Source organism: Enterobacter sp. EC_64 (genome assembly GCF_019584165.1).
Taxonomy (GTDB): domain Bacteria; phylum Pseudomonadota; class Gammaproteobacteria; order Enterobacterales; family Enterobacteriaceae; genus Enterobacter; species Enterobacter roggenkampii.
The window spans coordinates 189,637-213,649 of record NZ_VDAS01000001.1 but is presented as its reverse complement, the minus strand read 5'-3'; the positions used below and the strand labels follow the sequence as shown (position 1 = coordinate 213,649).

20 protein-coding genes and 1 tRNA gene are annotated in these 24,013 nt (G+C 56.7%); 10 read left to right on the top strand and 11 right to left on the bottom strand.

Going from position 1 to position 24,013, the window contains the following annotated elements; all coding sequences use genetic code 11:
- Window positions 1–123 precede the first annotated feature (123 nt).
- Entirely contained in the window at window positions 124–2,670 is a 2,547-nt protein-coding gene (locus tag FHC52_RS00990; protein WP_223825737.1) for an autotransporter outer membrane beta-barrel domain-containing protein, read from the bottom strand.
- Window positions 2,671–3,220: 550 nt separating this feature from the next.
- Between FHC52_RS00990 and FHC52_RS00985 the strand changes: the two genes are divergently transcribed.
- The 3 genes from FHC52_RS00985 to FHC52_RS00975 all read left to right on the top strand — a co-directional run bounded on the left by FHC52_RS00985 (window position 3,221) and on the right by FHC52_RS00975 (window position 5,624).
- Window positions 3,221–4,768, top strand: a complete 1,548-nt coding sequence (locus FHC52_RS00985) for a methyl-accepting chemotaxis protein (RefSeq protein WP_023344920.1) — start codon at window positions 3,221–3,223, stop codon at window positions 4,766–4,768.
- A 126-nt stretch (window positions 4,769–4,894) separates the two neighbouring features.
- Window positions 4,895–5,149 carry a hypothetical protein gene (locus FHC52_RS00980; RefSeq protein ID WP_023294551.1) on the top strand — a complete coding sequence of 85 codons (255 nt, stop codon included), beginning with the start codon at window positions 4,895–4,897 and terminating at the stop codon, window positions 5,147–5,149.
- Between the two features lie 202 nt (window positions 5,150–5,351).
- Window positions 5,352–5,624, top strand: coding sequence for a hypothetical protein (locus FHC52_RS00975; RefSeq protein WP_008499800.1), 273 nt, complete (start codon window positions 5,352–5,354; stop codon window positions 5,622–5,624).
- Window positions 5,625–5,668: 44 nt separating this feature from the next.
- On the opposite strand, the gene FHC52_RS00970 is transcribed toward FHC52_RS00975, so the two are convergent.
- The 4 genes from FHC52_RS00970 to yghU all read right to left on the bottom strand — a co-directional run bounded on the left by FHC52_RS00970 (window position 5,669) and on the right by yghU (window position 7,890).
- On the bottom strand, window positions 5,669–5,995 hold the full coding sequence (locus tag FHC52_RS00970) for a DNA-binding protein (RefSeq protein WP_008499799.1): 327 nt from the start codon (window positions 5,993–5,995) through the stop codon (window positions 5,669–5,671).
- Between the two features lie 12 nt (window positions 5,996–6,007).
- Complete coding sequence (locus FHC52_RS00965; protein WP_008499798.1) at window positions 6,008–6,340, bottom strand: type II toxin-antitoxin system RelE/ParE family toxin; 333 nt, start codon at window positions 6,338–6,340, stop codon at window positions 6,008–6,010.
- A 192-nt stretch (window positions 6,341–6,532) separates the two neighbouring features.
- The gene (locus FHC52_RS00960) at window positions 6,533–6,865 is read right to left on the bottom strand and encodes a glycine zipper domain-containing protein (protein WP_008499797.1); all 333 of its coding nucleotides are present in this window, start codon (window positions 6,863–6,865) and stop codon (window positions 6,533–6,535) included.
- Between the two features lie 158 nt (window positions 6,866–7,023).
- A complete protein-coding gene (yghU, locus tag FHC52_RS00955) occupies window positions 7,024–7,890 on the bottom strand; it encodes a glutathione-dependent disulfide-bond oxidoreductase (protein WP_126288403.1) in 867 nt (288 codons plus the stop codon).
- Window positions 7,891–8,135: 245 nt separating this feature from the next.
- On the opposite strand from yghU, the gene FHC52_RS00950 reads away from it, so the two are divergent.
- The 6 genes from FHC52_RS00950 to gss all read left to right on the top strand — a co-directional run bounded on the left by FHC52_RS00950 (window position 8,136) and on the right by gss (window position 15,565).
- Window positions 8,136–9,725 (top strand): ABC transporter substrate-binding protein, encoded by a 1,590-nt coding sequence (locus FHC52_RS00950; protein WP_126288405.1) that lies wholly within the window; start codon window positions 8,136–8,138, stop codon window positions 9,723–9,725.
- 45 nt (window positions 9,726–9,770) lie between these two features.
- Entirely contained in the window at window positions 9,771–10,724 is a 954-nt protein-coding gene (locus FHC52_RS00945) for an ABC transporter permease (protein WP_023294547.1), read from the top strand.
- A gap of 5 nt (window positions 10,725–10,729) precedes the next feature.
- A complete protein-coding gene (locus FHC52_RS00940) occupies window positions 10,730–11,575 on the top strand; it encodes an ABC transporter permease (protein WP_008499793.1) in 846 nt (281 codons plus the stop codon).
- Complete coding sequence (locus FHC52_RS00935; protein ID WP_220419860.1) at window positions 11,568–12,545, top strand: ABC transporter ATP-binding protein; 978 nt, start codon at window positions 11,568–11,570, stop codon at window positions 12,543–12,545. The genes FHC52_RS00940 and FHC52_RS00935 overlap by 8 nt, the downstream gene beginning before the upstream one ends.
- Window positions 12,542–13,519, top strand: coding sequence for an ABC transporter ATP-binding protein (locus tag FHC52_RS00930; protein WP_126288409.1), 978 nt, complete (start codon window positions 12,542–12,544; stop codon window positions 13,517–13,519). The genes FHC52_RS00935 and FHC52_RS00930 overlap by 4 nt, the downstream gene beginning before the upstream one ends.
- Window positions 13,520–13,702: 183 nt before the next feature.
- Complete coding sequence (gss, locus tag FHC52_RS00925; RefSeq protein ID WP_126288411.1) at window positions 13,703–15,565, top strand: bifunctional glutathionylspermidine amidase/synthase; 1,863 nt, start codon at window positions 13,703–13,705, stop codon at window positions 15,563–15,565.
- A gap of 52 nt (window positions 15,566–15,617) precedes the next feature.
- Here the strand turns inward: gss and pgaD are convergent, their stop codons facing one another.
- The 4 genes from pgaD to pgaA are packed head-to-tail and all read right to left on the bottom strand — an operon-like array spanning window position 15,618 to window position 21,754.
- A complete protein-coding gene (pgaD, locus tag FHC52_RS00920) occupies window positions 15,618–16,049 on the bottom strand; it encodes a poly-beta-1,6-N-acetyl-D-glucosamine biosynthesis protein PgaD (RefSeq protein ID WP_023294542.1) in 432 nt (143 codons plus the stop codon).
- Window positions 16,049–17,377 carry a poly-beta-1,6-N-acetyl-D-glucosamine synthase gene (pgaC, locus tag FHC52_RS00915; RefSeq protein WP_126288413.1) on the bottom strand — a complete coding sequence of 443 codons (1,329 nt, stop codon included), beginning with the start codon at window positions 17,375–17,377 and terminating at the stop codon, window positions 16,049–16,051. Before pgaC ends, pgaD begins: the two co-directional genes overlap by 1 nt.
- A complete protein-coding gene (pgaB, locus tag FHC52_RS00910; protein WP_220419859.1) occupies window positions 17,370–19,313 on the bottom strand; it encodes a poly-beta-1,6-N-acetyl-D-glucosamine N-deacetylase PgaB in 1,944 nt (647 codons plus the stop codon). The genes pgaC and pgaB overlap by 8 nt, the downstream gene beginning before the upstream one ends.
- 2 nt (window positions 19,314–19,315) lie before the next feature.
- Window positions 19,316–21,754 carry a poly-beta-1,6 N-acetyl-D-glucosamine export porin PgaA gene (gene pgaA, locus FHC52_RS00905; protein WP_220419858.1) on the bottom strand — a complete coding sequence of 813 codons (2,439 nt, stop codon included), beginning with the start codon at window positions 21,752–21,754 and terminating at the stop codon, window positions 19,316–19,318.
- Window positions 21,755–22,426: 672 nt separating this feature from the next.
- Here pgaA and FHC52_RS00900 point away from each other — a divergent pair.
- Entirely contained in the window at window positions 22,427–22,954 is a 528-nt protein-coding gene (locus FHC52_RS00900; protein ID WP_021242095.1) for a LuxR C-terminal-related transcriptional regulator, read from the top strand.
- Between the two features lie 55 nt (window positions 22,955–23,009).
- Here FHC52_RS00900 and FHC52_RS00895 read toward each other — a convergent pair.
- Together FHC52_RS00895 and FHC52_RS00890 are read right to left on the bottom strand one after the other, a co-directional pair.
- Window positions 23,010–23,085 (bottom strand) — tRNA-Phe (locus FHC52_RS00895).
- A gap of 95 nt (window positions 23,086–23,180) precedes the next feature.
- A complete protein-coding gene (locus tag FHC52_RS00890; protein ID WP_008499781.1) occupies window positions 23,181–23,894 on the bottom strand; it encodes a DUF554 domain-containing protein in 714 nt (237 codons plus the stop codon).
- Window positions 23,895–24,013: the final 119 nt, after the last annotated feature.

Sequence of the window (24,013 nt, the reverse complement as noted above, 5' to 3'; positions counted from 1 at the left end):
AAAACACAAATCCCGGGGAGAAGCGATGGCAGAACTCCCTGCCAGCAATTTTCCCCGGGATGCGTCAGACGTTGAGTCCCGCACTGCCCGGTACACGCAGGTCACCGGGCAATCAGACGACAATCAGAAGCTATAGCTCATCCCCGCCTGTACGCTGGCATCGTTATCCACATCGCCAGTACCGACATAGACGCCGGTAGTCAGGGTGAAGTTATGGGCGATGGTGGCGTTGATACCTGCCCCAAAGATGCCCATGGTGTTGTTGTGACCGGAGGTGTTGTGATAATCCGCCGCCTGAATGTCGGTGTCATCGCTGAACTCTTTCTGGAAGCGAGCGTCGATCCACGGCATCACCTTCACGTTCTTGTTCAAATCGCGAAGGGTGGTGGTGAGCCTCACGCCCGCACCGCCGTTCCAGGAAGAGACCTGGCTGTCGGCAAAGGTGACTTCGCTGTCAGAGAAGCCGTTCGCTTTGGTCTGATCCCAGCCAAGAGTGGCGTAGGGTTGCAGCAGCGTTTCGCCTGGCAGCAACACGTTCACCCCGGTGCGGGCCTGCGCCAGATACAGACTGCCATCGGTGGAGCCGTGCAGCGCTTCCGTCATGCCGCTGGTATCGCCCGTCACGTTGTTGGCAGACAGCGAGTAACGCATATCGCCGTAGCTGAAGCTGCCGTCAGCAAACAGACCCCAGGTTCGGCCGTTCAGCGCCTGCTGCCAGCCGCCATACAGGCTGTAGTAGTTACCGTAAACGCTGTCTTTGAAGCTATCCGCGCCGTCGCTGGTGTCCTGCACGCGGCTGCGCGTCCACGCCAGCGCGATACCGCCGGTGACGCTGTCGCCGTTGTCCAGATGTGCCGTCCAGTCTACGCCGCCCTGCGCACCCTGAGTGATGCTTTTATAGTCGACGTCGTTGCTGAAATTACCGTTCTGATAAAGGAAATCGCCCCAGACCTGCGCACCGTCCTGCTGTTCTCCCAGCAGGTTTGCCAGATGCACCTGGTTCATGTGGTTGCTGATGTCATCCGCTACCTGATGCCCGGCCTGTTCCGCTGCATCCAGGCCGGCTACCAGCCCCTGAACGTCGCTCGCAAGGTTGCCCTTCTGGCTGTTAAATTCAATATTCCAGCTCTGGCTATTATCTGCAGTCAGCTGAGCCTGAGGCGCGCTGTCGGCCGCAACAATATTCAGACTGTTGTTGTAGTTATACGCGCCGCTACGGTTCTCCACGGTCTGGTCGCCGTTGGTAAACGTGGCTGCTGCATAATTCTGCGGCGCACTGCTGCCCGACGTGGTGAAGGTCCCCAGGACTATTCCCTGCTGATTTTGCGCTGACGGCGTAATGCTGTTCACCACCACGGCGTTATTGGCGCCGGTAATATTACCGAAATTCACGTAGCTGTCGGTGCTCATGGTAACCAGCGCATTGCTGCCGGTGGTGTTGGCAATCAGGGTTGAACCGTTTTGCAAACTCCAGCTGGTTGCATCGTTAATTTTATCAATGGCAATGCTGTTATCACTGGTGGTATTTACCGTTTCAAACTGGCTTATTTGTCCGGATATAGAACTGCCCGCATCCATTGACAGGGTATCGCTGCCGTCACCACCGTTAACATTGCCATTGACATGTGAATCATTGGTCAGCACGACCGTATCATCACCTGCACCCGTTGTAATATCACCGTTGACGGTCGCGTTGTTCTGCAGCGTAATTGTGCTATTGCCCGTACTCTGGCTGGTATTTATCTCGCCATTCACGGTGCTGTTATCCACCAGAACGGAATTTGCGGCGTTACCATCGACGGTCACATTGCCATTTACCACGCTGTTATTGGTCAATGAAATCAGCGTGGTGCCGTTTTCGTTAAAGGCCCCAATGTCGCCGGTGACCGTACTGTTATCCAGCGCCAGCGAATCAGCCTTCGTTCCGTACATCGCGATGGCGACATCGCCAAAGGCATCCAGGTTGATGTCGCTGAATGGCTTGTATCCGCTCAGTTTTACCGCCAGCGTGTCGATGTTCTGCGCGATTTCGCTCTGCGAGGCATCCACGGAAGCGTTAGTCAGCGTAATATTGGTATCAGATTTATCGCTACCCGCGTAAATACCGCCTTTATCCATCGTGCTGTTGCTGATGGCAATATTTTGTGCACCGGCTCCCGCACTGAGAATACTGCCGTGCAGCATGCTGCCGTCCTCAACGTTGACGGTGTGGTAACCTTTATCCATGGGGTCGAGATAAATGGCGGAACCCATCATATAGGCTTTCTTGCCCTCGTAGCTTCCGGCGTCATTTTCGCCATTCAGCGTGGCGTCATCGATGGTCACCGTCGTATTGGTGGTTGCACCGGTATTGCCCACTTCGATCATATCGACGGTGGCGCCGTTATTCACCGTAATATTAGCCGTCCCCCCGTTGCTGCCCTGAATATAATGGCCGGACATGTCGGTACCAGAAACGGTTAATGACTGGGTATCCCCTGATTCACGGCTTCCATCCATAAAGATATTATTTGCGGTGGTGTCGGCCATAATGGCATTAGTCACGCCGGGATCTTCATAAAAACTATTATCTACATATTTCGTTAAGCCGCAGGTCTGCGATGTCACGCCCGGCTGGCAGGGCGTAGCGGGTGTTACGTTAGCCTGGGCGCCAAATGACGTTAAAGCCACTAATACACATTGCGAAAGCAATGTACGATTCATTAATTTGCGCATTTGAAGTTCTCTGGATGAGTCGAAAATTGTCCGGCTCTTTTTAAATGAATTTATTTAAAATAAGAACTTCCTCAGCAGGTAAGGATGTAATGAAATCTAAAAAAATATCCTGCACAATAATTAGCGTTTAAATAATTAAATCTGATTAATAAATTTAATTTAATTCATGAGCTAAATGCTTTGGAATGATTTGCATACAAATTAAAGGGTTTCTTGACCGGTCGTGCGGTTCTTTGACCGGCTCATTCATCAGGGTATTCATCCTTTCGGGTTGTGAGGTTAATTAACTGTTTGTCTGTTTTACATTTCGACGGCTGCTGAAATATGAAAACATGTATTGAGCAGTAAGATTTTCCCCGCAGTGATTATCCTTTTCCGGCGAACGGCAGGGTAGCGAAGATTTTTATAAAATTACGCGCGAAATAGTATAACTTCGTCAGTTTCTGCCGATAACGAGGGTAAGACTCGCCTCTGGGCGAATTCACCCTCACGGCAAGGAAGACTTATGAATATGCTCCGTAATTTCACGATCCGTTTCGTCATGCTGGCGATTCTCGGGATCTTTTGTTTAATGTGGGCGGGTGTTGGGCTGTACAGCTCCTGGTCTCTGTCTCGCGTTTCAGATGGCAACGAGGTGGACCGCCAGCTGGTCAAGCAGATGACGGTGCTCAGCCAGGGCAACGATCAGTATTTCCGCTTTGTGACCCGTCTGAGCCGCGCAATGGAAGTCAAAGCCGCAGGCGGCACGCCGGATCTGGCCTCTGCCCAGCAGGCGCTGGATAACATGGGCAAGAAGCTGGCAGAGATGAAAGCGATCTCCCCAGGCCCAATGGACCCCCAGGTCTCTTCCCGGGTGATCGGTGCCTGGCAGGCGCTGCTCGAACAGGGCGTGACGCCGCAAATGCAGCAGGCGAAACTGGGCGCGCTGGACGGCTATCGTCAGCAGGCTAATAACGTCACGCCAACGCTGAGCCGCGCGTTCGGCGCGGCGGCTGAAGAGTTCAACAATGCTGCCGCGAAGTCGCTCGACAGCACCCGCGTGGTGGTGGACGGCCTGACCAGCATGACCCGTACGGTGATTATCGTCGCCACGATCGTCGGTCTGCTGATCCTGCTCTTCACCGACCGTTACCTGGTCGCGATGCTGGTCAAACCGCTCGACCGCATTCGCCAGCAGTTCCGCCAGATTGCTCAGGGCGATCTCAGCCAGCCCATTGAACCGTTCGGCCGCAACTGCGTGGGACAGCTGGTGCCGCTGCTGAGCGCCATGCAGGACAGCCTGCGCGAGGCGGTCAGCACGATCCGCTCCGGCAGTGAAAATATCTGGCGCGGGGCGACGGAGATTTCCAGCGGTAACAACGATCTCTCCTCCCGTACCGAAGAGCAGGCGGCGGCGCTGGAAGAGACGGCAGCCAGCATGGAACAGCTGACCGCTACGGTGAAACTGAACGCGGAGAGCGCCCGTCAGGCAAGCCAGCTGGCCGATGTGGCCTCAACCACCGCCAGCCGCGGCGGTTCGCTGGTGGAAGAGGTGGTAAGCACCATGAGCGGTATTTCGGAAAGCTCGAAGAAAATTGCTGAAATCACCAACGTCATTAACAGCATTGCCTTCCAGACCAATATTCTGGCACTTAACGCGGCGGTTGAAGCAGCGCGCGCGGGCGAACAGGGGCGCGGCTTCGCCGTCGTCGCGGGCGAGGTCCGCAACCTGGCAAGCCGCAGCGCCAACGCGGCGAAAGAGATTGAGGGGCTGATTACCGATTCCGTTTCGCGCGTCGAGCAGGGGGCAAAGCTGGTAAGCGACACGGGTACGACCATGGATGCGATTTTGCGGGACGTGACGGAAGTGACGACCATTATGAAGCAAATCGCCTCTGCCTCTGAGGAGCAGAGTAAGGGCATTTCGCAGGTCGGTATCGCCATTACCCAGATGGACGGCGTCACCCAGCAAAACGCCTCGCTGGTGGAGGAGGTTTCCGCGGCGGCTTCGGCGCTGGAGCGTCAGACCGAAGATCTTCAGCGCTCGGTGCAGAAGTTCCGCCTGACGGCATAACGCAACGTGATAAGGCCGCCTTGAGCGGCCTTACATTATTAACGCCTTCCCCATTCCGCGTGCTCTGAAACTGCTATTCTTTTGCTAACCCCTGACGTTCTGGACTCTCTTCTACGAGGTGTTGCTATGAACAGATCGTTATCTTTTATCCCTGTCCTTTCTCTCATTTTTCTGACGCTTTTCTCGGTTTCCACCAGTGCGACCCAGCAGGCGCAGGAGCGGCGCGTGGCGCGTGATGTCAGGCAGGAAACCCGCGACGCGTCACGGCAGGTGAAACAGACCTGCGTGGCGAACAATAACCAGAGTAATCACGACTGCCGCCAGGACAAGCGTCAGATGAAACAGGCCGGACGGCAAAAAGCGCGGAATATAAAGTATTAACATAACAGGCGAGGCGGCATGCGAGCATGTTTCTTGCCGCCTTTCTAAAAAGCGTAAGTCAATATATTTCAAATATTAAAATATTCGCTTGTAACAATATATTTGGCATTTTCTGCACATTTCAGAACATGAAAATTAATATTGTCTTAAGATTCAGTCGACATAATGAATTATCTTCTTGATACAGGAAATAATTCAATTTATGAAAAACCGTATTATTTTATTTGCTGCCCTGGCAGGTTTTGCCGTGGTCAATACAGCGATGGCCCAGAGCGTCACGGTCGATGTTCCTGCCGGGTATAAGGTCGTGATTGTTCCGCAGTCAGCCACGGTTCCTGAGGCGGTAAGCGTTGCGCCTGCACCTGTACAAACAACGTATGCCGCCCCTGCTCCGGTCTATCATCCGCGTGCACGCCATGTGGCGAGCGTGGCGGAAGGAATGGTGATTGAGCATCAGTATGACGATCACCATTGATGTATTGCCCGGGTCGCATATCCGGGCCTATTTTGGAGTGGCTCTCACGCTGTTGTGTTTAATCCTGCTGTTGCAATTCGGGATATTGGGTATCCCGTTGCAGATGCCACTTCGGCGATACGCTTAAATGAGGGATTACCGTTTGGTGAAAGTGATTTGTAGAGTGATTCGCGAGAAATGCCTGCGCGTTTTGCAATGACAGTCATCCCGCCGGAGGCTTCTATAACATGTCGTAAAGCCAGCATGAATGCCTCATAGCCTCCGGGCTCGTCAATTTCAATGAAAGCCTGATGAAGATATACGGGCGCGAAATCCGGAGAATCTTTCAGGAGTTGTACCATTGCGTCATCATGGAGTACTGATTTAGCCATTGCGATTTCCTTTTATATCCTGCGCTTGTAGTCGTTGAGGTACTCAACGGCTCTTTCAATATCTGCACTTTGCTTTTTTTTCGTTCCAGTCAGTAGCACCAGACTCACTGCGCCATCTGCCGGATCGGAGACTTCGCTGAAATAGACACGGTAACCCGGCCCCTGGTTAATTCTGAGCTCTGAAACGCTCTCTCTGCATGGTTTACAATCACCATAGTTACCCGTTGACATTCTGGCGACACGCGTGGCAATCATGGCTTTTGCTATGGGATCTTTCACACTTCTTAGATATGCATCAAAAGGGTCATACCCATCAGCTGTGATGTAGTGTTTAACCTTAGCCATTATTGTAGCCTGTAGTTTACGATAAGCAAATGCATTGTAATCTTCAGGCTACGACTGGCAATTGTTAACATCGCTGCGACAGAGGGGAAATGCTATTTCGAAAAGCGGCTCGCAAAAATGCGAGATTGGGTGCGGGGTTATTACTGAACAGCCATGAGGCCGGGCACGCGCTGCGACGCCCGGCGAAGTTTATCAGTGCGTCGCTTCACCAATCAGCGCGCCCGTACCCGCGCCAACGGCTGCACCTTTCAGCACGCTCTTGCCGGTAACCGCCGCGGCGCCTGCACCCACGGCAGCCCCTACGGCGCCGCCTTTACGCGCGGCTTTACCTTTGTCGCCGTTTTTGAACATGGCACCCGTGCCTGCGCCAACAACGGCACCGCCAACAGTGGATTTCAGATCTTTGCCCGTGGCCGCGCCAATGGCAGCGCCTGCTACCGCGCCAGCGGCGGTTTTATCGATGGCCATTCCCGAGGTGGAAAAAATGAGGGCGCTGATAACCAGCGTTGTTTTAATCAGTTTCATAACAGATCCTTTGTGACTGCTGTCGGTTGATACGTCGCTTCTCACTCTGAGGTGAGAAAAACGCACAGATAGTGCCAGCAATACCGGCTCAACCTTTAGGCCAATCATGCCCTGCGAAAGGATCTCGGTTGCCGGGCGGCGATCCGCCCGGCAGAACATTACGCCTGACGCTTATCTTCCGTATTGGTCTCGAAGTCGCTCGCCGCGTGGCGTTCGTGAAGCTGCTCGTTCAGCTCGCCGCTGGTGCGGTTAACGATGCGTCCGCGCTTAACGGCATGGCGGTTCGCCACGTCTTTCGCCCAGCGCTGCACGTTGGTGTACTTTTCTGCGTCGAGGAACTCAGCGGCGTTGTACACGTTGCCCAGCGCCACGCAGCCGAACCATGGCCAGATGGCGATATCGGCAATGGTGTACTCCTCACCCGCCACGTAGCGACCGCGCGCCAGCTGTTTATCCAGCACGTCGAACAGGCGTTTGGCTTCCATGGTAAAGCGGTCAATCGCGTACTCAATTTTCACCGGGGCATAGTTATAGAAGTGGCCAAAGCCGCCGCCGAGGAACGGCGCCGCGCCCTGCAGCCAGAACAGCCAGTTCAGCGTCTCGGTGCGTCCCGCCGGATCTTTCGGCAGGAAGTGGCCGAATTTCTCCGCCAGATAGAGCAGGATATTGCCGGATTCAAAGACGCGCGTTGGCGGGTTCGTGGAGTGGTCACGCAGCGCCGGGATTTTCGAGTTCGGGTTCACCTCAACGAAGCCGCTGGAGAACTGGTCGCCCTCGCCGATGCGGATCAACCACGCGTCGTACTCCGCGCCCGTTACGCCCAGCGCCAGCAGCTCTTCGAGCATGATCGTCACTTTCTGTCCGTTCGGTGTGCCCAGCGAGTAGAGCTGCAGCGGGTGCGAACCGACAGGAAGATCTTTCTCATGGGTCGCGCCGGAAATGGGGCGGTTGATGTTGGCAAACGCGCCGCCGTTGTTCTTTTTCCATTCCCACACTTTGGGTGGCTGATACGTGTTGTCTGACATGTTGGCCTGCCTTTTGAGTGATGTGTTGAGGCAGTGTAGCAGGAGATTTGTGAAGCGTTTAACGAACTGAGCGTAATCGATCTGCCGCTATTCCTTCCGGCGCTTATATATATCAAATCAGGTATAAGCTTAATCGAAAATCGCATTTTCATAATTAATGCGTAAACGGATAAAGCTGCATATGATGCTTCAACATAAATAAAAGATGCAGTCATAAACACTTTATAAGGCAAGGAGTTAGTGAGATGCGCAAGCTTCTGTTATCGGCAGTGGTTGTTTCGCTCGCGTTAGGCCTGGCGGGCTGTGATGATGCGAAAAATAAAGAGACAAATACGCCCTCAGCGGCAAAAAGCGATGCGCCAAAAGCGGGCGGTTCGCTGATTATCGGTATTACCTCCGGCGACCCGTTAGCTGTAAATCCGCTCTACGCCAGCGACCGTACCACGTTGACGATCATGCAGGCGCTCTATGCCCCGCTCTATAGCTTCAACAACGGTAAGATCGAATGGGGCCTGGCGGAAAGCCTGACGCCCTCCGCCGACAACCTGAGCTACACCCTGACGTTAAAACCCAACCTGAAATGGCAGGACGGCCAGCCGCTGACGGCGGACGACGTGGTCTTTACGTTCAACAAGCTGCTCGATGCCAAACAGCACAGCTTCTTCCGCAGCATGTTCACCTACGGCGATAAGCCGGTACAGGTAAGCAAGGTTGACGACCGCACCGTTAAGTTCACCTTACCGCAGGTCAGCGCGGCCTTTACCGGCACGCTGGTACAGATCTACCCGATCCCGCAGCACGTGTTCGCCGGCGAAGGCGACCTGGAAAAGAGCAGCAAAAACGATGCACCGGTCGGCTCCGGGCCGTTCAAATTTAAAGAGTACCGCGCCGGACAATATTATGCCCTGACCCGTTTTGACGATTACTGGAACGGCAAAGCGAAGCTAGATTCGGTGACCTACCGTTTCGCCAAAGACAGTAACGCCGCCAACCTTGCGCTGCAAAACGGTGAAATCAACCTCAAGATGGTTGACCCGCAGGATGTGAACCGCCTGAAAAATACCGGTAAGTTTGACTTCGTGGTCTATCCGGAAGGCCGTCTGGCCTATATGACGTTCAACCAGAACGTGCCGGTAATGAAGAGCAAAGAATTGCGTCAGGCCATTGCTTACGCCATCAACAAAGACGAGCTGACCCAGACCGCCTTTACCTCGCTGGACTACGCCAAACCCGCGACGTCCTTCCTGACGCCCGATACGCTTTACAAGACGGATGACGTCGAGCAATACAATTTCGACCTGCAAAAAGCTAAAGAGCGGCTTAAAGCGTCCGGCGCCCCGGACAACCTCAAGCTGCGCCTGGCGTATGTGAATACCAACAAAACCCAGGAGAGCATGGCGCTCTACATTCAGCAGGCGCTGAAGGGCATTGGGGTGAACGTGGAGCTGATGCCGCTGGACTCCAACGCCATGTCTCAGCGCAGCCTCGATATGAACAACACCGCGTGGGAGCTGAACCTGGGCGGCTACATCATGGGCTCAGAGCCGGACGGCTACAAATCGCTGTTCATGAGCAACGAAGCCTATAACTACGCGCACTACAAAAATCCGCAGTTTGATGCCCTGTGGGATAAAGGCGCCGTGGAAACCGACGCCGCAAAACGTGCCGATATCTACAAGCAAATTCAGCAGACCGTGGCGAACGACATGACGTACTACCCGATCGCCTATACCAATGCGACCGTCGCGGTAGACAAGCGTTTCGGCGGTACCGAGGAAGCGGAGCCGAAACCGGTCTATCTGTTCCAGGATCTGTCAAAAATCTATCAGAAATAAGCGATTGCCCCGGCCGTTGGGTCGGGGCCTTGGTAAGGGCACGTCGTGAACACACTCCTCACGCGTCGGCTGCTGCAGCTGCTGCCGATGCTTTTCTTCATTTCGCTGGTGGCGTTTTTGCTGGTCAAGCTCGCGCCCGGCGATCCGGTGGCGGCGTACATCACACCGCGCATGGCTCCGGAAGATATCGAACGTATTCGCCAGAGCCTGGGGCTGGATAAGCCGCTGGTCACGCAGTACGTCCTGTGGCTGAAAAACGTCCTGCAGGGCGATCTCGGCTATTCGCTGATTTACCACCGCCCGGTGCTGGAGATGATCGGCGAACGCATTCCGGCCACCCTGGGGCTGATGGGCGCGTCGCTGCTGCTGGCGATCGTGCTGGCCATCCCGCTGGGCCTGCTGGCCGGGGCATTTAAGCACCGCGGGCTGGATCACCTGCTGAACCTGTTCGCCTATATCGGCATCTCGGTGCCGATTTTCTGGTTCGGCATTTTGCTCATTACGGTCTTTGCCGTGCAGCTTAACTGGTTCCCCAGCATGGGAATGCGCACCATCGGCATGGAGGATAATGTGCTGGACGTGCTGCGCCACGGCGTGCTGCCGTGCATTGCCCTCACGTTCTACAACCTCTCCAGCTACGTGCGCTACATCCGCTCCAACACCATCTCGCAGCTCTCTGCCGACTATGTGCAGACCCAGCTGGCCTACGGCGCCACGCGTTCCAGCATTCTGTTCCGCCACGTGCTGAAAAACGTGCTGCTGCCGGTGATCACCCTGTTCGGATTGTCGTTCGGTGAGCTGATTGTGGGGGCCTACGTGACGGAAAGCGTCTTCTCCTGGCCGGGGATGGGGCTGCTCGGGATCCAGTCGATCGCCTCGCTGGACTACCCGCTGATCATGGCGATCATCATGCTCTCGTCGATGATGCTGATCGTCGGTAACCTGATCGCCGATCTGCTTTATCGCTTCGCCGATCCCCGCATTCGTACGCTGAGGTAACCCGCATGAGCAGACGCTGGCAGCAGGTTCGTCACCAGCTGCGCCGCAACCGTCCGGCGCAGTTCTCCCTGTTTGTGCTTTTTATATTTGTTATCGCCGCGCTCTGTGCGGGCTTGAGTCCGTACGATCCGGATCGGATGGCGCTCGGCGCACGCACGCTGCCGCCGGATGCCGCACACTGGTTCGGCACCGACGAGTACGGGCGCGACTACTTCACCCGCGCGCTGTATGGCGGGCAGATCTCCCTGATGGTCGGTTTTCTCGCCATGCTCTTTTCCACGCTTATCGGTACGGTGGTGGGAACGGTGAGCGGCTACTTTGGCGGTTGGCTGGACAACCTGATGATGCGCGCCGTGGATATCCTGATGGCCATTCCGGCCTTCTTCCTGCTGCTGGTGGTGAATGCGTACCTCAAGCCGGGCGTGGATAACATCATTCTGATCATCAGCCTGCTGACGTGGATGAACATGTCGCGGCTGGTGCGCGCAGAAACCCTGTCGGTGAAAGAGCGCGAGTATGTGCTTTATGCCCGCGCGTCGGGGGAACACCCGCTGCGCATTATCGTGCGCCACATTATTCCCGGCGTGCTGCCGACCATTATCGTGGCCGCCACGCTCAATATCGCCTCGGCCATTCTGATGGAGTCGACGCTCAGCTTCTTAGGGCTGGGCGTACAGGCACCGGCGGCGTCGTGGGGAAGCATGCTCAACAACGCCCAGTCTTATATTGGCGAAGCGTCGTGGCTGGCGATGTTCCCCGGCATTCTGATCCTGCTGACGGTGTTCAGCTTTAACGTGCTGGGCGATGTGTTCCGTACCGCCTTTGAGCCAGGAGCGAATCGCGATGAGTAGCTTATTAGCGCTGGAGAATCTGCAAACCACCTTCCGCACCCGCGAGGGCGAGGTTCACGCGGTGCGCGGCGTGAGCTTTCAGGTGCAGCCGGGGGAACTCGTCGGCATCGTCGGCGAGTCGGGCTGCGGGAAAAGCGTCACCTGTAAGTCGATCATTCAGCTTCTGGGGAGCAACGGACGGATAACCGGCGGCAGCATTCGCTTCCAGAATGACGATCTGGCGCAGAAAACGCCCGCGCAGATGCGCGCCATTCGCGGCAACGAGATCGCGATGATTTTCCAGGATCCAATGACCGCCCTGAATCCGGTGCTGACCATCGGTAAACAGATGGCAGAGATCCTGATGCGCAATAAAGGGCTCACCAAAAGAGCGGCCAAAGCGGCGGCGATCGCCATGCTGGAACAGGTGGGGATTGCCGAGGCGGAACGCCGATACGACCAGTATCTCCACGAGTTCAGCGGCGGGATGCGCCAGCGGGTGATGATCGCCATTGCGCTCTCCTGCAACCCGAAGCTGCTTATTGCCGATGAGCCGACCACCGCGCTGGACGTCACCATTCAGGCGCAGATCCTGCGTCTGCTGAAAAGCCTGCAACAGCAGACCCAAACCGCGATTCTGCTGATCACCCACGATCTCGGCGTGGTGGCGCAGGTCTGCAGCCGCGTGGTGGTGATGTACGGCGGGCTGGTGATGGAGGAGGGGAGCGTGGAAGACATTTTTTATCGCCCTGCGCATCCTTATACCCAGGGGCTGCTGGCCTCGCTGCCGCGCCCGGATGAGGTCAACCAACGTTTATCGCCCATTGAGGGCGCGCCGCCTGGCCTGCTTAACCCGCCGCCGGGCTGTCCGTTCGCCGAACGCTGCCCGAAACGCATGCCCCAGTGTGAGCGGCAGCCCGCTTTTTACGCCATGGGTGAAGGCCATCGCGCCGCCTGCTGGCTAGGGGCCGATAAGGAGATTCAGGCATGAGTGAACAACAGGCCCCTTTAGTAAGCGTGCGCGATCTGCGCAAACACTATGCGCTTAACGGCGGTTTGCTGCGTAAAGGCGCGGCGGTGAAGGCGGTTGATGGCGTGAGCTTTGATATCCAGCCCGGCGAGACGTTTGGCCTGGTGGGTGAGTCCGGCTGCGGGAAATCCACCCTCGGGCGCGCCATCCTGCGCCTTTTCGATATCACCGCGGGCGAGATCCACTTTGCCGGACAGGCGATTGCCCACGCCCGCGAAAAAGAGCTCAAGCCGCTGCGTAAGCGGATGCAGGCGATTTTTCAGGATCCTTACTCCTCGCTCAACCCCGGTATGACCGTGCGACAGCTGGTGGCCGAGCCGATGCAGATCCACGGCTACAGCCGTGAAGAACAGCGCGAACGAACGGAAACGCTGCTCTACAAAGTGGGGCTCAAGCAGGAGCACCTTGAGCGGTTCCCGCATGAGTTCAGCGGCGGGCAGCGCCAGCGCATCAGTATTGCCCGCGCGTTGTCCGTGCGTCCCGAATTTGTGCTGTGCGATGAGCCGCTCTCGGCGCTGGACGTCTCGGTGCAGGCGCAGGTGGTGAATATTCTGCAGGACCTGCAGCAGGAGCTGGGGCTGACCTATCTGTTCATCGCCCACGATCTCTCGATGGTGCGCCATATCTCCAGCCGCATTGGGGTGATGTACCTCGGTAAGCTGGTGGAGGTGGCCCCGGCGAATGAGCTGTATCAGCGTCCGGCGCACCCTTATACCCGCGCGCTGCTGGCGGCGGTTCCCCAGCCCGACCCGCGGATTCGCAACCTCGAAGACGCAACCCTGCGCGGCGAAATGCCCGTCCCTACGTCCGCGCTGCCGGGCTGTAAGTTCTGCAGCCGCTGCCCGCACGCCATGCCGGTTTGCCAGACGCAGGAGCCTGCCATGCAGGAGATCGCGCCAGGGCATTTCGCGGCGTGCTGGCTGTTTAAGATGTGAGCCTTAAACGTGTCGGGTGGCGCTTCGCTTACCCGACCTACAGGGTTTTGCGTTTTGTCGGCCGGGTAAGGCGAATTATTTACCACGCAGGTGTATGATAAACGCTCCTCTGTCAGGTTAATTACAACGTGCAGACGACGACAACCCATAAAAATTGCCGCCTGCCTGTTTTAGGTTGGATACATGCGTAAAGGAACGTTAAGCAGTGATGCGCCATTCGGGACATTGTTAGGCTATGCGCCCGGTGGCGTGGCGATTTACTCTTCAAATTACGGCAGTCTGGACCCGCGAAACTATCCGGAAGATGCGGATTTCCGCAGCTATATCGGCAACGAATACATGGGCCACAAGTGGCAGTGCGTTGAGTTTGCCCGCCGTTTCCTGTTCCTCAACTATGGCTTCGTGTTTACCGACGTCGGTATGGCGTGGGAAATTTTCTCTCTGCGCTTTTTGCGTCAGGTGGTGAACGATAACATTCTGCCCCTTCAGGCGTTTGCCAACGGCTCAAAACGCGCGCCGCGCGCCGGGGCGCTGCTGATCTGGCAAAAGGGCGGCGAGTTTCACGAGACCGGGCACGTGGCGGTGATCACCCAGCTTCTGGACGATAAGGTGCGTATCGCCGAGCAGAACGTGATTCACTCCCCGCTGCCGCTCGGGCAGCAGTGGACGCGCGAGCTGCGTCTGAGCGTGGAGAACGGGCGTTATACGATCCATGACACCTTCAGCGACACGGAGATCCTCGGCTGGATGATCCAGACCGACGACACGGAACACAGCATTCCGCAGCCGGAAATCGACGGCGAACTGCTGAAAATCAGCGGCGCGCGGCTGAAAAACACACGTCAGTTCGACGGGAAATGGCTCAACGAAAATGACGCATTGCAGCAGGCGTATATTCGCGCCAACGGTCACGTGATCAACAAAGATCCCTGCCAGTACTTCACCATTACCGAAAGCGCCGAACAGGAGCTGATCAAAGCCACCAACGAGCTGCACCTGATGTACCTGCACGCCACGGACAAGGTGCTGAAAGACGACAGCCTGCTGGCGCTTTTCGACATCCCGAAAATCCTCTGGCCGCGCCTGCGCCTCTCCTGGCAGTGGCGTCGTCACCATATGATCACCGGTCGTATGGATTTCTGCATGGATGAGCGCGGCATCAAGGTCTACGAGTACAATGCCGACTCCGCCTCCTGCCATACCGAGGGCGGGCTGATTCTCGAAGAGTGGGTCAAAAACGGCTATCGCGGCAACGGGCATAACCCGGCAGAAGGCCTGCTGGAAGAGCTGACCGGCGCCTGGAAGCACAGCCACGCGCGGCCGTTCGTCCACATCATGCAGGACAACGATGTCGAAGAGGATTATCACGCGCTCTTTATCCAGCGTTCTCTGCTGCAGGCCGGGTTCGAGACCAAAATCCTCCACGGGCTGGGGGCGCTCAGCTGGGATGCCGCCGGACAGCTAATTGACGACGAAGGCCGCCACGTCAACTGCGTGTGGAAAACCTGGGCGTGGGAGACGGCGATTGAGCAGATCCGCGAGGTCAGCGAAACCGAATACGCGGCGGTGCCGATCCGCACCGGGCATCCTGAAGGCGAAGTGCGCCTGATTGACGTCCTGCTGCGCCCGGAGGTGCTGGTCTTTGAACCCCTGTGGACCGTTATTCCCGGCAACAAGGCGATTCTTCCGGTGCTGTGGCAACTGTTCCCGAATCACCGTTACCTGCTCGACACCGATTTTGAGGTCAACGATCTGCTGAAGCAGACCGGATACGCCGTCAAGCCGATTGCCGGACGCTGCGGCAGCAATATCGACCTGATTAGCGCCCAGGACGAACTGCTGGATAAATCCAGCGGCAAGTTTGTCGACCGTAAAAACATCTACCAGCAGCTGTGGTGCCTGCCGAAGGTCGACGGCAAGTACATACAGGTCTGTACCTTTACCGTGGGCGGGAACTACGGTGGGACCTGCCTGCGCGGCGATGACTCGCTGGTGGTGAAGAAAGAGAGCGATATTGAGCCGCTGATCGTGGTTAAAGATAAGTAGCTCTTACCCGCAATAAAAACGCCCCCGCAGGGTATCCTGCGGGGGCTTTTTGTTACTGTTCTTCCTCTTCCTGCCCGTTGATCTTCAGATCGATGATGCGGCCAATCTGGTCATGATAGACCGTCAGCAGGTTGTACTGGCTCATCTCAGAGATGATCTGCGGTGAAACATTAAAGCTGCGGGCCAGCTCTTCCTGGTGAATATAGCCCGGCTGACGCCGCCTCGCGTGGGCCCGACGGCGATTGTACTGATACCACAAAATCAGCAGCCAGCCGTTGAGCGCGGCGAACAGCAGGTAGAGCAACACCGTATTAAAGGACGCAATAATCACGCTCCAGCGGTGGTCGCTCTCCTCGGTGAGCTGCATCCAGAGCCGGGCATACAGGAAAAACAGAAAGCCTCCCCACGCCACCAGCGTTAACGCGGCATCGAAAAGACGTGGCAACAGCCGATGTTCGGTCAGAATTAAGGTATTTTCGTTCATTAAATGCGTCCTTTTCCCCGGTCCGGACTGATCCAGCGCGCGCGGGCGCGCTGGCGTTTAAGCATGACTTTTGGAAACGCGACGAGGGTGGTGAACAGGCCGATCATCCAGTACACCATCGGGAACCAGATCACCCAGAAAAGCGAGCTGGCCACCTTCCGTTCATAGCGCCGCTCAATGAACAGGCTGACCAGGAACTGCAGCAGGCACATCACGCCCAGCAGCAGCCCGGTAAACTCCGGTGGAAAGAGGCTCTCCACGGTCAGCCTGGCGGGAATCGGCGTGATATGGCTGAGGATAAATAACAGCACCGTCATGGCGTAGGCGAAGGCCCACAGCGTTGACAGGGCATACTCAAGAAACAGGGGCCACATGCGGTGATGCTCCCAGCGCACAATCCTACGCAGGTTGACCAGAAACACCTCCGCGCCGCCCTGGGCCCAGCGCAGACGCTGTTTCCACAGGCCCTTGAGCGTCTCCGGCATCAGGATCCAGCACAGCGCCCGCGGCTCGAAAAAGATATCCCAGTGGCGCAACTGGAGCTTCCAGCTGATGTCAATGTCTTCGGTGATCATGTCCGGGCTCCAGTACCCGACGTCCGCCAGCGCCTGTCGGCGAAAGGCGGCGATAACGCCCGAGACGGTAAAGACTCGGCCATAGATCCGCTGCGTCCGCTTGATGAGCCCGATAATCGATGAGAACTCGCCCACCTGAATGCGGCCGATCAGCGTGGAGCGCGTGCGAATACGCGGATTCCCGGTGACCGCCCCGACGTGGGGATACTGAATCAGCGGCGCCACCAGATACGCTGCCGTATCGCGGTCGAGCAGGGCGTCGCCGTCAATGCAGACCAGCAGATCGCCCCGGGCCGCCGCTGCCCCGGCTTTGAGCGCCAGCGCTTTCCCCTGGTTTTCCGCAAGATTAATCACCCGCAGGCGCGGCTGCTCCTGCGCCAGCGCCTGCAGCACCTGCGCGGTGTTGTCAGACGAGCCGTCGTTGATGGCGATAACTTCGATATTTTCATACCGCTGATCCAGCGCGGCGCTGATGGTCTCCCGGGCATTCCTTCCCTCGTTGAAGCAGGGGATAAGAATGGAGATGAGCGGCTCACCGGCGAGCGTCGGGGCGGGCGTCTCTTTCTCCCACGACCAGTGGCGTTCAAGCTGAAACCAGAAATAGAGCCCGCCGGTTATCCAGAGCACGGACATGAACAGCGGCCAGAAGAACACAAAATCCAGAATCAGCTCGCCGGTAAAGAGGGCGGCCACGCCTAACGGCAACCCGAATACCAGACATAAAATGGAAAAGGCGATAATGCGATCAGTCATTGTCAGGGTACCAGTACGAAGAAAATACAGGCCTGATGCGTGAGATATCAGGTTGGTTGTTGATGAAATCGTCGGGGTAGTAGCCGTAGTTTTTGACGCCGTTCAGCTGGAGCACGCGCATCCACTGTGCCAGCTGGCTGTCGGAAACGGCGCGCTGCGGTTTCCCATCCCAGTCCCTGGCCTGCAGCTCGAAAATGGTTTTATCGAGCGCGCCGGGGCGCGCGGCGACCGCTTTAACCAGACGCGTCAGCCAGGCATCACTTTCGTCTGCCGGGACGGACTCCATCAGCGGCATAGCCATCGGCACCGTCCAGTCGTACTCCGCCAGAAAGTCATCAAGATTCTGGGCGAACCACGCTTCGCTTTCGGGCTGCAGTATGGGCAAGGCGAACATGTTGCGCGCGGTTTTTATCTGCGGGCCACGGATATGCTTCACCGCGAGGCTCAGGGCGTGGGTAAACCCGATAAGCGTCTGGCTTTTCTGACGTGTTGTGCTCTGAGGGCCATCGTCCACGTCCGTCAGCACCGCATCGTCATGGAATAAGATCCCGTTGAAGCTGGCATAGAGGGCCAGATCTTCATAGATGTCCGTCACCTGCTGGCGCACCTGCGGGTCCCACGGGGAGAGCCGGATATAGGGATCGGTGGCTTCGCGCAGCTGGCCTGACGAGCGGTCCCGACGCTGCACGCGCGGCAGGGCAGGAGCGAGATCGAACGAGAGCACCGGCATCCACGCGAAGACTTTCACGCCCGCCCGGGTTTGCAGCTGCCAGGAGACAAAATTAAAGAGATCGGCCCGGACCGGCAGCTGGCGGTTGGGGAAATAGAGCGCCCTGATCCTGCCGTCGCCCTGCGGGTCGGCAAACGCCTGCAGGAAAACATGGCTAATTTTCATGTCGTAGACCCGCTGGATCAGCCTGTTGATATTTTGCGTCTGCTGGGCTGGATTGGGATCGTAAACGTAGTCGAGATCGACGTGCATGACGCGCACGGGCTCGCGCTCCTGAACCTGGCTGACCGTACTGGCAAACGCCTTGAGCGAGGGATTGCCAGCAATCAGCAGACGGGGGATGTTTCCCAGCTCCTGCACGTTCCCCAGCCCGTCCTCAAGGGTAAAGGCCAGCTGATAACCCTGCTGTCTGGCGATGGCGAGCGACGTGCCGTTGGCGGCGCCATAGGGCCAGACCCAGGCGCGCGGCGCCTTGCCCGTCACCTGCGTGATTTTTTCAGTCACTTTGCGAACGTCATCGCCGATCCGCTGGTTGAACTGCCGATCGGTTTCATAGCGGCCCGTCGCTTTATCGTAAAAGCGGTTGGCGATGGCGGGTTCGCGGCTGCCCTGCGGGTTGGCAACAATGCCGTAATGCGAGGCCCAGGTGTGCGAACCGATCTCAATCAGTGGAGACCGGCTGAGCTCGCGCACCATGTCCCACGTCGCGAAACGATCGCGGGCCGTCATCAGACCGCCGAAGTTAACTTTTTGATTTTCCGGCGTATCCACCCAGCTGCCCACCGGCGCCCAGAGCGCAGGGACGTTCCACGCCTGAAGCAGTGGCCAGACGCGGGTGTAAAAGCTGCTGTAGCCGTCGTCAAAGCTGAGCAGAACGGCTTTGGGCGGCAGCGTTTTTTTTCCGTCATGGGCATCCAGAATGTCCTGCACGCTGATGACGTGATAACCGTTGTGCAGCAGCCAGCCGATCTGCTCGTTTAGCGCGCTGGTGCGCACGGAGAGGTAGCGCTGATCGGCGGCATCGTCTTCGACGTCGTGGTAGGCCAGCACCAGAAACTGGTTCTGCGGCCAGGGTTTGCTCGCCTCCAGCTGTGGCCGCGCGCTGGGCGCAATAAACGAGAGTGCCTGCGCGCAGACGCTCGCGCTGAGGCAGAGCCAGCCGATGAGTATCAGGCTCGCGGAAAAACGTGTGTTCATCTTCATCATCCTTAAAAGCGTAAAGTCGCATCAAACGTGACGGAGAGGTTGCTCTCGCGTTTGCCGTCGTAAGGGCGCTTGTCCCAGTTCAGCATCACGCCGGCGTCCATGACGTTGTTCCACTGAACGCGTTGTCCGTAACCCAGCAGGGTGATGGCACCAGCGGACTGATTTTTCTGCCAGTAGCGGCCGCCTCCCGCCGCGAACTGCTGGCTCCAGAGGGTGTCGTAATGGCGATACATCTCATGGTCGACGGACAGGGCGGCCGTCACGGAGAGATCCCGCGCCGGGTTGTAATAGAGGGTGTCCCGCAGGCTGTTTTTGCTGGCGGCGATCCCCGGCTCGAGATCCAGCGTCAGGGACGGGGTCTGCCAGAGACGCTCCTTACCCGTGAGGGTGTATTCCTGTCGGCGGTTATGGTCCGAGAAGCGGCTGACGGCGGCGCTGAACTGGTACTCACGGCGCTCGTTTTGATACCAGCGCACCCCGCCTTCCCCCCGGTTGGCGCTGATCCCGTTGCGTAACGCCCGCAGGGGCGTGGTGCGCGACAGGCGCTCAAGGCTGCCGCTGACCTGCCAGCTATCGGTGAGGCTGTACGTCGTTGAGAGGCGAGCCCCCGGTTTGTTTGCCCCGTGATAGCGGTTGCTGGAGAGCTCGGCTTCGAGCTGGAGATCGCGTGGCCGCCATTCGATGCCGCCCAACAGGTGACGGCTGGAGCCTTTGCCTTCATCGAAATTGCCCTCTGCATAGCGGGTGCCGGCAAACAGCCGCCAGTTATCCGCTACGGGCGGGCCATAGAGCGTGGCGTCCCAGTTGAGGTCGTGCGTCCCGCTGACGGGGTTATCGGAGTGCAAACCCTTGCTCGCGTTGAGGCGCAGCTCGGACATATGGTGGACGGTGCGGAGCCTGTCCAGACGCCTGGCGCTGCGATCGCGCGGCGCGCGGGCAACGACGTCGTCGGCCAGTAAATCCATCTGCCGCCACTCCTGCAGATCCATGGCGACGTAAGCCTGCTGCTGCTCAAGCTCCAGATTCGAGGGCTCCAGCGCCTCCGCCATTTTCAGCGTTTGCTCGGCCGCGCGCGGCAGGCCTCGCGCCTGAAGCAGGGTGGCGTAGTCAATCTGCAATCCCTGATTGCCCGGCGCGGTTGCTGCCAGACGTCGCGCCAGCTTTTCGGCTTCCGGCAGGGCATTCGTCGCCAGCAAATAGTTAAAACGGAGCGACTGACCGGTAAGCCACCGATCGTTCGGCTGAGGGGTAGGGGAACCGAAATCGTAACGGGTCCAGGGAACGTTGCGGGTGTGGCGCTCTACATACCGGCGGGCGGACGGATACTCTCCCGTATCCAGCCAGGCGTAGAAAAGCGCGTGCTCCTCGTCCTGCGGATCGGATGCGTACTGCGGATAGCGTTGCAGAAGCGCGAAGGCGGCGGCAGCGTTTTTCTCCTGCAGATATGCGGAGATCACCCAGCCGATTGCCCAGCCCGGCACCGGATGCCGGGCTGCCGTCAGATCCTGATATTCGCTGATGACCTGTGGGTAATCGGCATGGGCATACAGCGCGCCGAGCCGGTCGATACGCGCAAGCACGACGTCTTCCGCGGCCTGCGGCTCGCTCTGCCAGCGAGACAGCAGCGCGTCGTAACGATTCAGCGCGGATTGCGCAAGCTGCAGGCGCTCCTTTTCTGTTCTGCCCGGCACGTCTGCAAGGCGAACGCTTTCGGCGGCGGCATTCAGCTCAAGACGACGACGCTCCGCGGGGGCTAGCGCCACCTTTTGTGAAAGCAGGAGCGCGGGGGTATTGACCCGGTTATCCGTTAGCGCGTCGACCCGCTCGCGGAGAAGCGCGTGATTTTCTGGCGTGACATACAGCGCGCGCGTGTCGGCTAAAAGCCGATCCCAGCTTTTTCCCAGGCGTAACCAGACATACGCCAGCGTCTGAAGATGCGCCTGAGAGGGATCCTCCGCGACCAGCCGTCGGGCTTCCTGCAGGGCAAGCGTATCTTTACGGGCATCGGCCAGGGTTTTGATATAGCCGATACGATAATCGTCGTTATCCGGCGCAAGGCTGCGCGCTTCTTTCCAGAGCGCCAGAGCGGGCTGCCACGCTTTCTGATTTCGTCTGGCCTGCGCAACAGCCGCAACGCCGCGGGCGGGCAGCGGCATATAAATGCTGTAGCGCTGCCAGACCTGAATAACCTCGTCATCATGGCCTGCCCAGGCCGCCACCTGTAACCAGTCCGCAACGTGCTCAGGCGTCAGGGCATGCTGCTGCTGATAACGCTGAAGATAATCGAGAAACGACGTGTAATTACCGTTACGCGCCTGTTGAATCTGTTGCTCATAAACGGATTCCGTCGCCTGAACCAGAACAGGAAAGAGTAATAACAGAAACAATAATGTTGGGGTGCGATAAAAGAATAATGTACTGAAGCGAAGCGATCTTTCCATATCTATTTGCCATTTGTTTATCATGAATCCATTGCATAACACGGCTGCCTTTTAACTCTGCGTTAAAGGCCATAAATGAGAACATTAAATCTGAATGCAGTAACGTTACGGGGTACTTACTTAAAGGTAATTATGGCGCCTCATCTTAGTGGACTGGATGGGAGGTAATGTACACCCGATATGTTGCCCGATAAATATGCTGAAAAGCGGCTGTGTCGTTTTGAGATAATTCTGTAATGAGCAGTTTTTTGAGTTTGTTTTGAATTGAGTGATTAATTACAACTAATTGAAATATAATGATTTTATTTTTATTGTGACAGTTTTGTATATATTTTTAATGACGCTTGTCAGCCTCAATTAAAGTACTTTCTGGTGCATGTTTGGGAAGTTTCATGACAAAAATTCTTAATGTTTAGAGAAGTGACTTTTCTGCGATTGTTTTTTATTTATAATTAAAGACAGACATTGAATGATAGTCTACAGGAAGTCTTACTCATCAATGTGTGTATTGAGGGATGTCTAAAGCCAGAATACATCTATCGTTAATATAACAGCGCTATAAAACGAAGGCGGTCTTCTTTTCGCAGGATCGTTCTTGCTTTAATCTAAAAGGGATGGTTAGTGGCAACTTCAATAGTGTTAGTGACTCAGGATCGCTACCTTGTCAGGGGGATGCGGATATTTTTTCCGGATATTATCCTGCTCGATTCGATTGACAGAAACATATTTGATAACGGTGCAGATGAATATTCTGTATTGATTGATAGTCGTGCGCCGCTCCGTTTATATGATTACCTGATACGCCATCCGGCCAGAACGAAAAAAACGATTTGCTGCGTTATGCTTGATATGCGCCACCGCGAGGAGAATCTGCTCAGTATGAAGCTGTTTATGAATACGTCGCTGACGGCGCCGGACATGGCCTCGCTGTTTAACCTGGTGCTCAATATGAAGGGCCGTCGCCTGACCACGAAGTGGCTGCTGAATTTACGGCTGAGCACGCATGAAACGATCATGTTGCGGTTGCTGAGAGCAGGGATGTCAATGGAGGAGATTGCAGGCGAGCTGAATACGTCGGTGAAAAGTCTCTATCGCAAACGAATGGCGCTCTCGGAACGACTGGGGGCGGAGAACTTCAACGAGGCGTGTTTGTTTATCTTCAAAAACAAACTGCTGGGCGCAGGTGGGAACGATCCCTAAAGTTGTCAGGAATTCAAAAGCAAAAACCCGCCACGAGGGCGGGTTTTCTAAATAGTGGTGCCCGGACTCGGAATCGAACCAAGGACACGGGGATTTTCAATCCCCTGCTCTACCGACTGAGCTATCCGGGCAACGGGGCGCATTAAACCCGATCTGCCCGGTGTCGTCAACGAAAAATGTTGTTTTCGTTACGGACTGCGCAATCTCTCACCATTTCGCCGCATCCTTAAGCGAAAAAGTGCGTCCAGAGCGCGGAGAGGGGCATGGCGAGCAGCAGCGCGGGCAGCATGTTCACCACGGCAAACATCTTGATCCCACAGATGCGCAGCCCTGTTGCCAGCAGCAGCAGGCCGCCGACGGCGGTAAAGTCTGCCATCATCGCCGGCGTAGTGAGCGGGAGAATTAACGTGGCGCAGGTAGCCAGTGCCAGCTGGATAAGCAGCATCGGCACGCAAATCGCCGCGACGGCAATGCCGAGCGTGGTGGCAAAAATAGTGGCGGTGAAGAAATCCAGAAACGCTTTTGCAATCAAAATGCTCGGGTCGCCCGTCATCCCTTCCTGCATCGAACCGAAAATTCCGGTGCCGCTGGCGCAAAACAGAATAATGATGGCGACGTAGTTCTGAATAAACGTCTCGTGCGTGCCGTGCTTCGCCTTGCCCGGTCGGGCTATCAGGTTTTTGGCTTTGCCTACCGCATTATTGATGCCTTTTTCCAGATAGCAAAACTCGCCAATCAGCGCGCCGAGCAGGGTGGCCAACACCATCACCGGCAGGTTGGCGCATTTGACCACTAGCAGAATACCGATCCCTAACGAGGCCAGGCCGAATATCGAGGGCATGGATGAGCGGATACGCTCCGGCAGCCGCTGGCTCAGCACTGCGCCGAGTACGCCGCCCAGCAATACGGCTCCTGCGTTGATAAATGGCCCGATAACCACGCTTAACTCCTGTTATTTAATCATTGATATTGCATTATTATGGCACGTCAGCGCTGCGCGGGCCTTAGCTTTGGGTGATATTAGTGCATACTGATTCCTTCTTGCACCTCAAAATAAAA

What these genes read in the sequence shown, in the direction of transcription:
- FHC52_RS00985 (WP_023344920.1), top strand. Translation starts at nt 3,221, where the DNA reads ATGAATATGCTCCGTAATTTCACGATCCGTTTCGTCATGCTGGCGATT.
- FHC52_RS00980 (WP_023294551.1), top strand. Translation starts at nt 4,895, where the DNA reads ATGAACAGATCGTTATCTTTTATCCCTGTCCTTTCTCTCATTTTTCTG.
- FHC52_RS00975 (WP_008499800.1), top strand. Translation starts at nt 5,352, where the DNA reads ATGAAAAACCGTATTATTTTATTTGCTGCCCTGGCAGGTTTTGCCGTG.
- FHC52_RS00970 (WP_008499799.1), bottom strand. Translation starts at nt 5,995, where the DNA reads ATGGCTAAATCAGTACTCCATGATGACGCAATGGTACAACTCCTGAAA.
- FHC52_RS00965 (WP_008499798.1), bottom strand. Translation starts at nt 6,340, where the DNA reads ATGGCTAAGGTTAAACACTACATCACAGCTGATGGGTATGACCCTTTT.
- FHC52_RS00960 (WP_008499797.1), bottom strand. Translation starts at nt 6,865, where the DNA reads ATGAAACTGATTAAAACAACGCTGGTTATCAGCGCCCTCATTTTTTCC.
- yghU (WP_126288403.1), bottom strand. Translation starts at nt 7,890, where the DNA reads ATGTCAGACAACACGTATCAGCCACCCAAAGTGTGGGAATGGAAAAAG.
- FHC52_RS00950 (WP_126288405.1), top strand. Translation starts at nt 8,136, where the DNA reads ATGCGCAAGCTTCTGTTATCGGCAGTGGTTGTTTCGCTCGCGTTAGGC.
- FHC52_RS00940 (WP_008499793.1), top strand. Translation starts at nt 10,730, where the DNA reads ATGAGCAGACGCTGGCAGCAGGTTCGTCACCAGCTGCGCCGCAACCGT.
- FHC52_RS00935 (WP_220419860.1), top strand. Translation starts at nt 11,568, where the DNA reads ATGAGTAGCTTATTAGCGCTGGAGAATCTGCAAACCACCTTCCGCACC.
- FHC52_RS00930 (WP_126288409.1), top strand. Translation starts at nt 12,542, where the DNA reads ATGAGTGAACAACAGGCCCCTTTAGTAAGCGTGCGCGATCTGCGCAAA.
- gss (WP_126288411.1), top strand. Translation starts at nt 13,703, where the DNA reads ATGCGTAAAGGAACGTTAAGCAGTGATGCGCCATTCGGGACATTGTTA.
- pgaD (WP_023294542.1), bottom strand. Translation starts at nt 16,049, where the DNA reads ATGAACGAAAATACCTTAATTCTGACCGAACATCGGCTGTTGCCACGT.
- pgaC (WP_126288413.1), bottom strand. Translation starts at nt 17,377, where the DNA reads ATGACTGATCGCATTATCGCCTTTTCCATTTTATGTCTGGTATTCGGG.
- pgaB (WP_220419859.1), bottom strand. Translation starts at nt 19,313, where the DNA reads ATGATGAAGATGAACACACGTTTTTCCGCGAGCCTGATACTCATCGGC.
- pgaA (WP_220419858.1), bottom strand. Translation starts at nt 21,754, where the DNA reads ATGGAAAGATCGCTTCGCTTCAGTACATTATTCTTTTATCGCACCCCA.
- FHC52_RS00900 (WP_021242095.1), top strand. Translation starts at nt 22,427, where the DNA reads ATGCGGATATTTTTTCCGGATATTATCCTGCTCGATTCGATTGACAGA.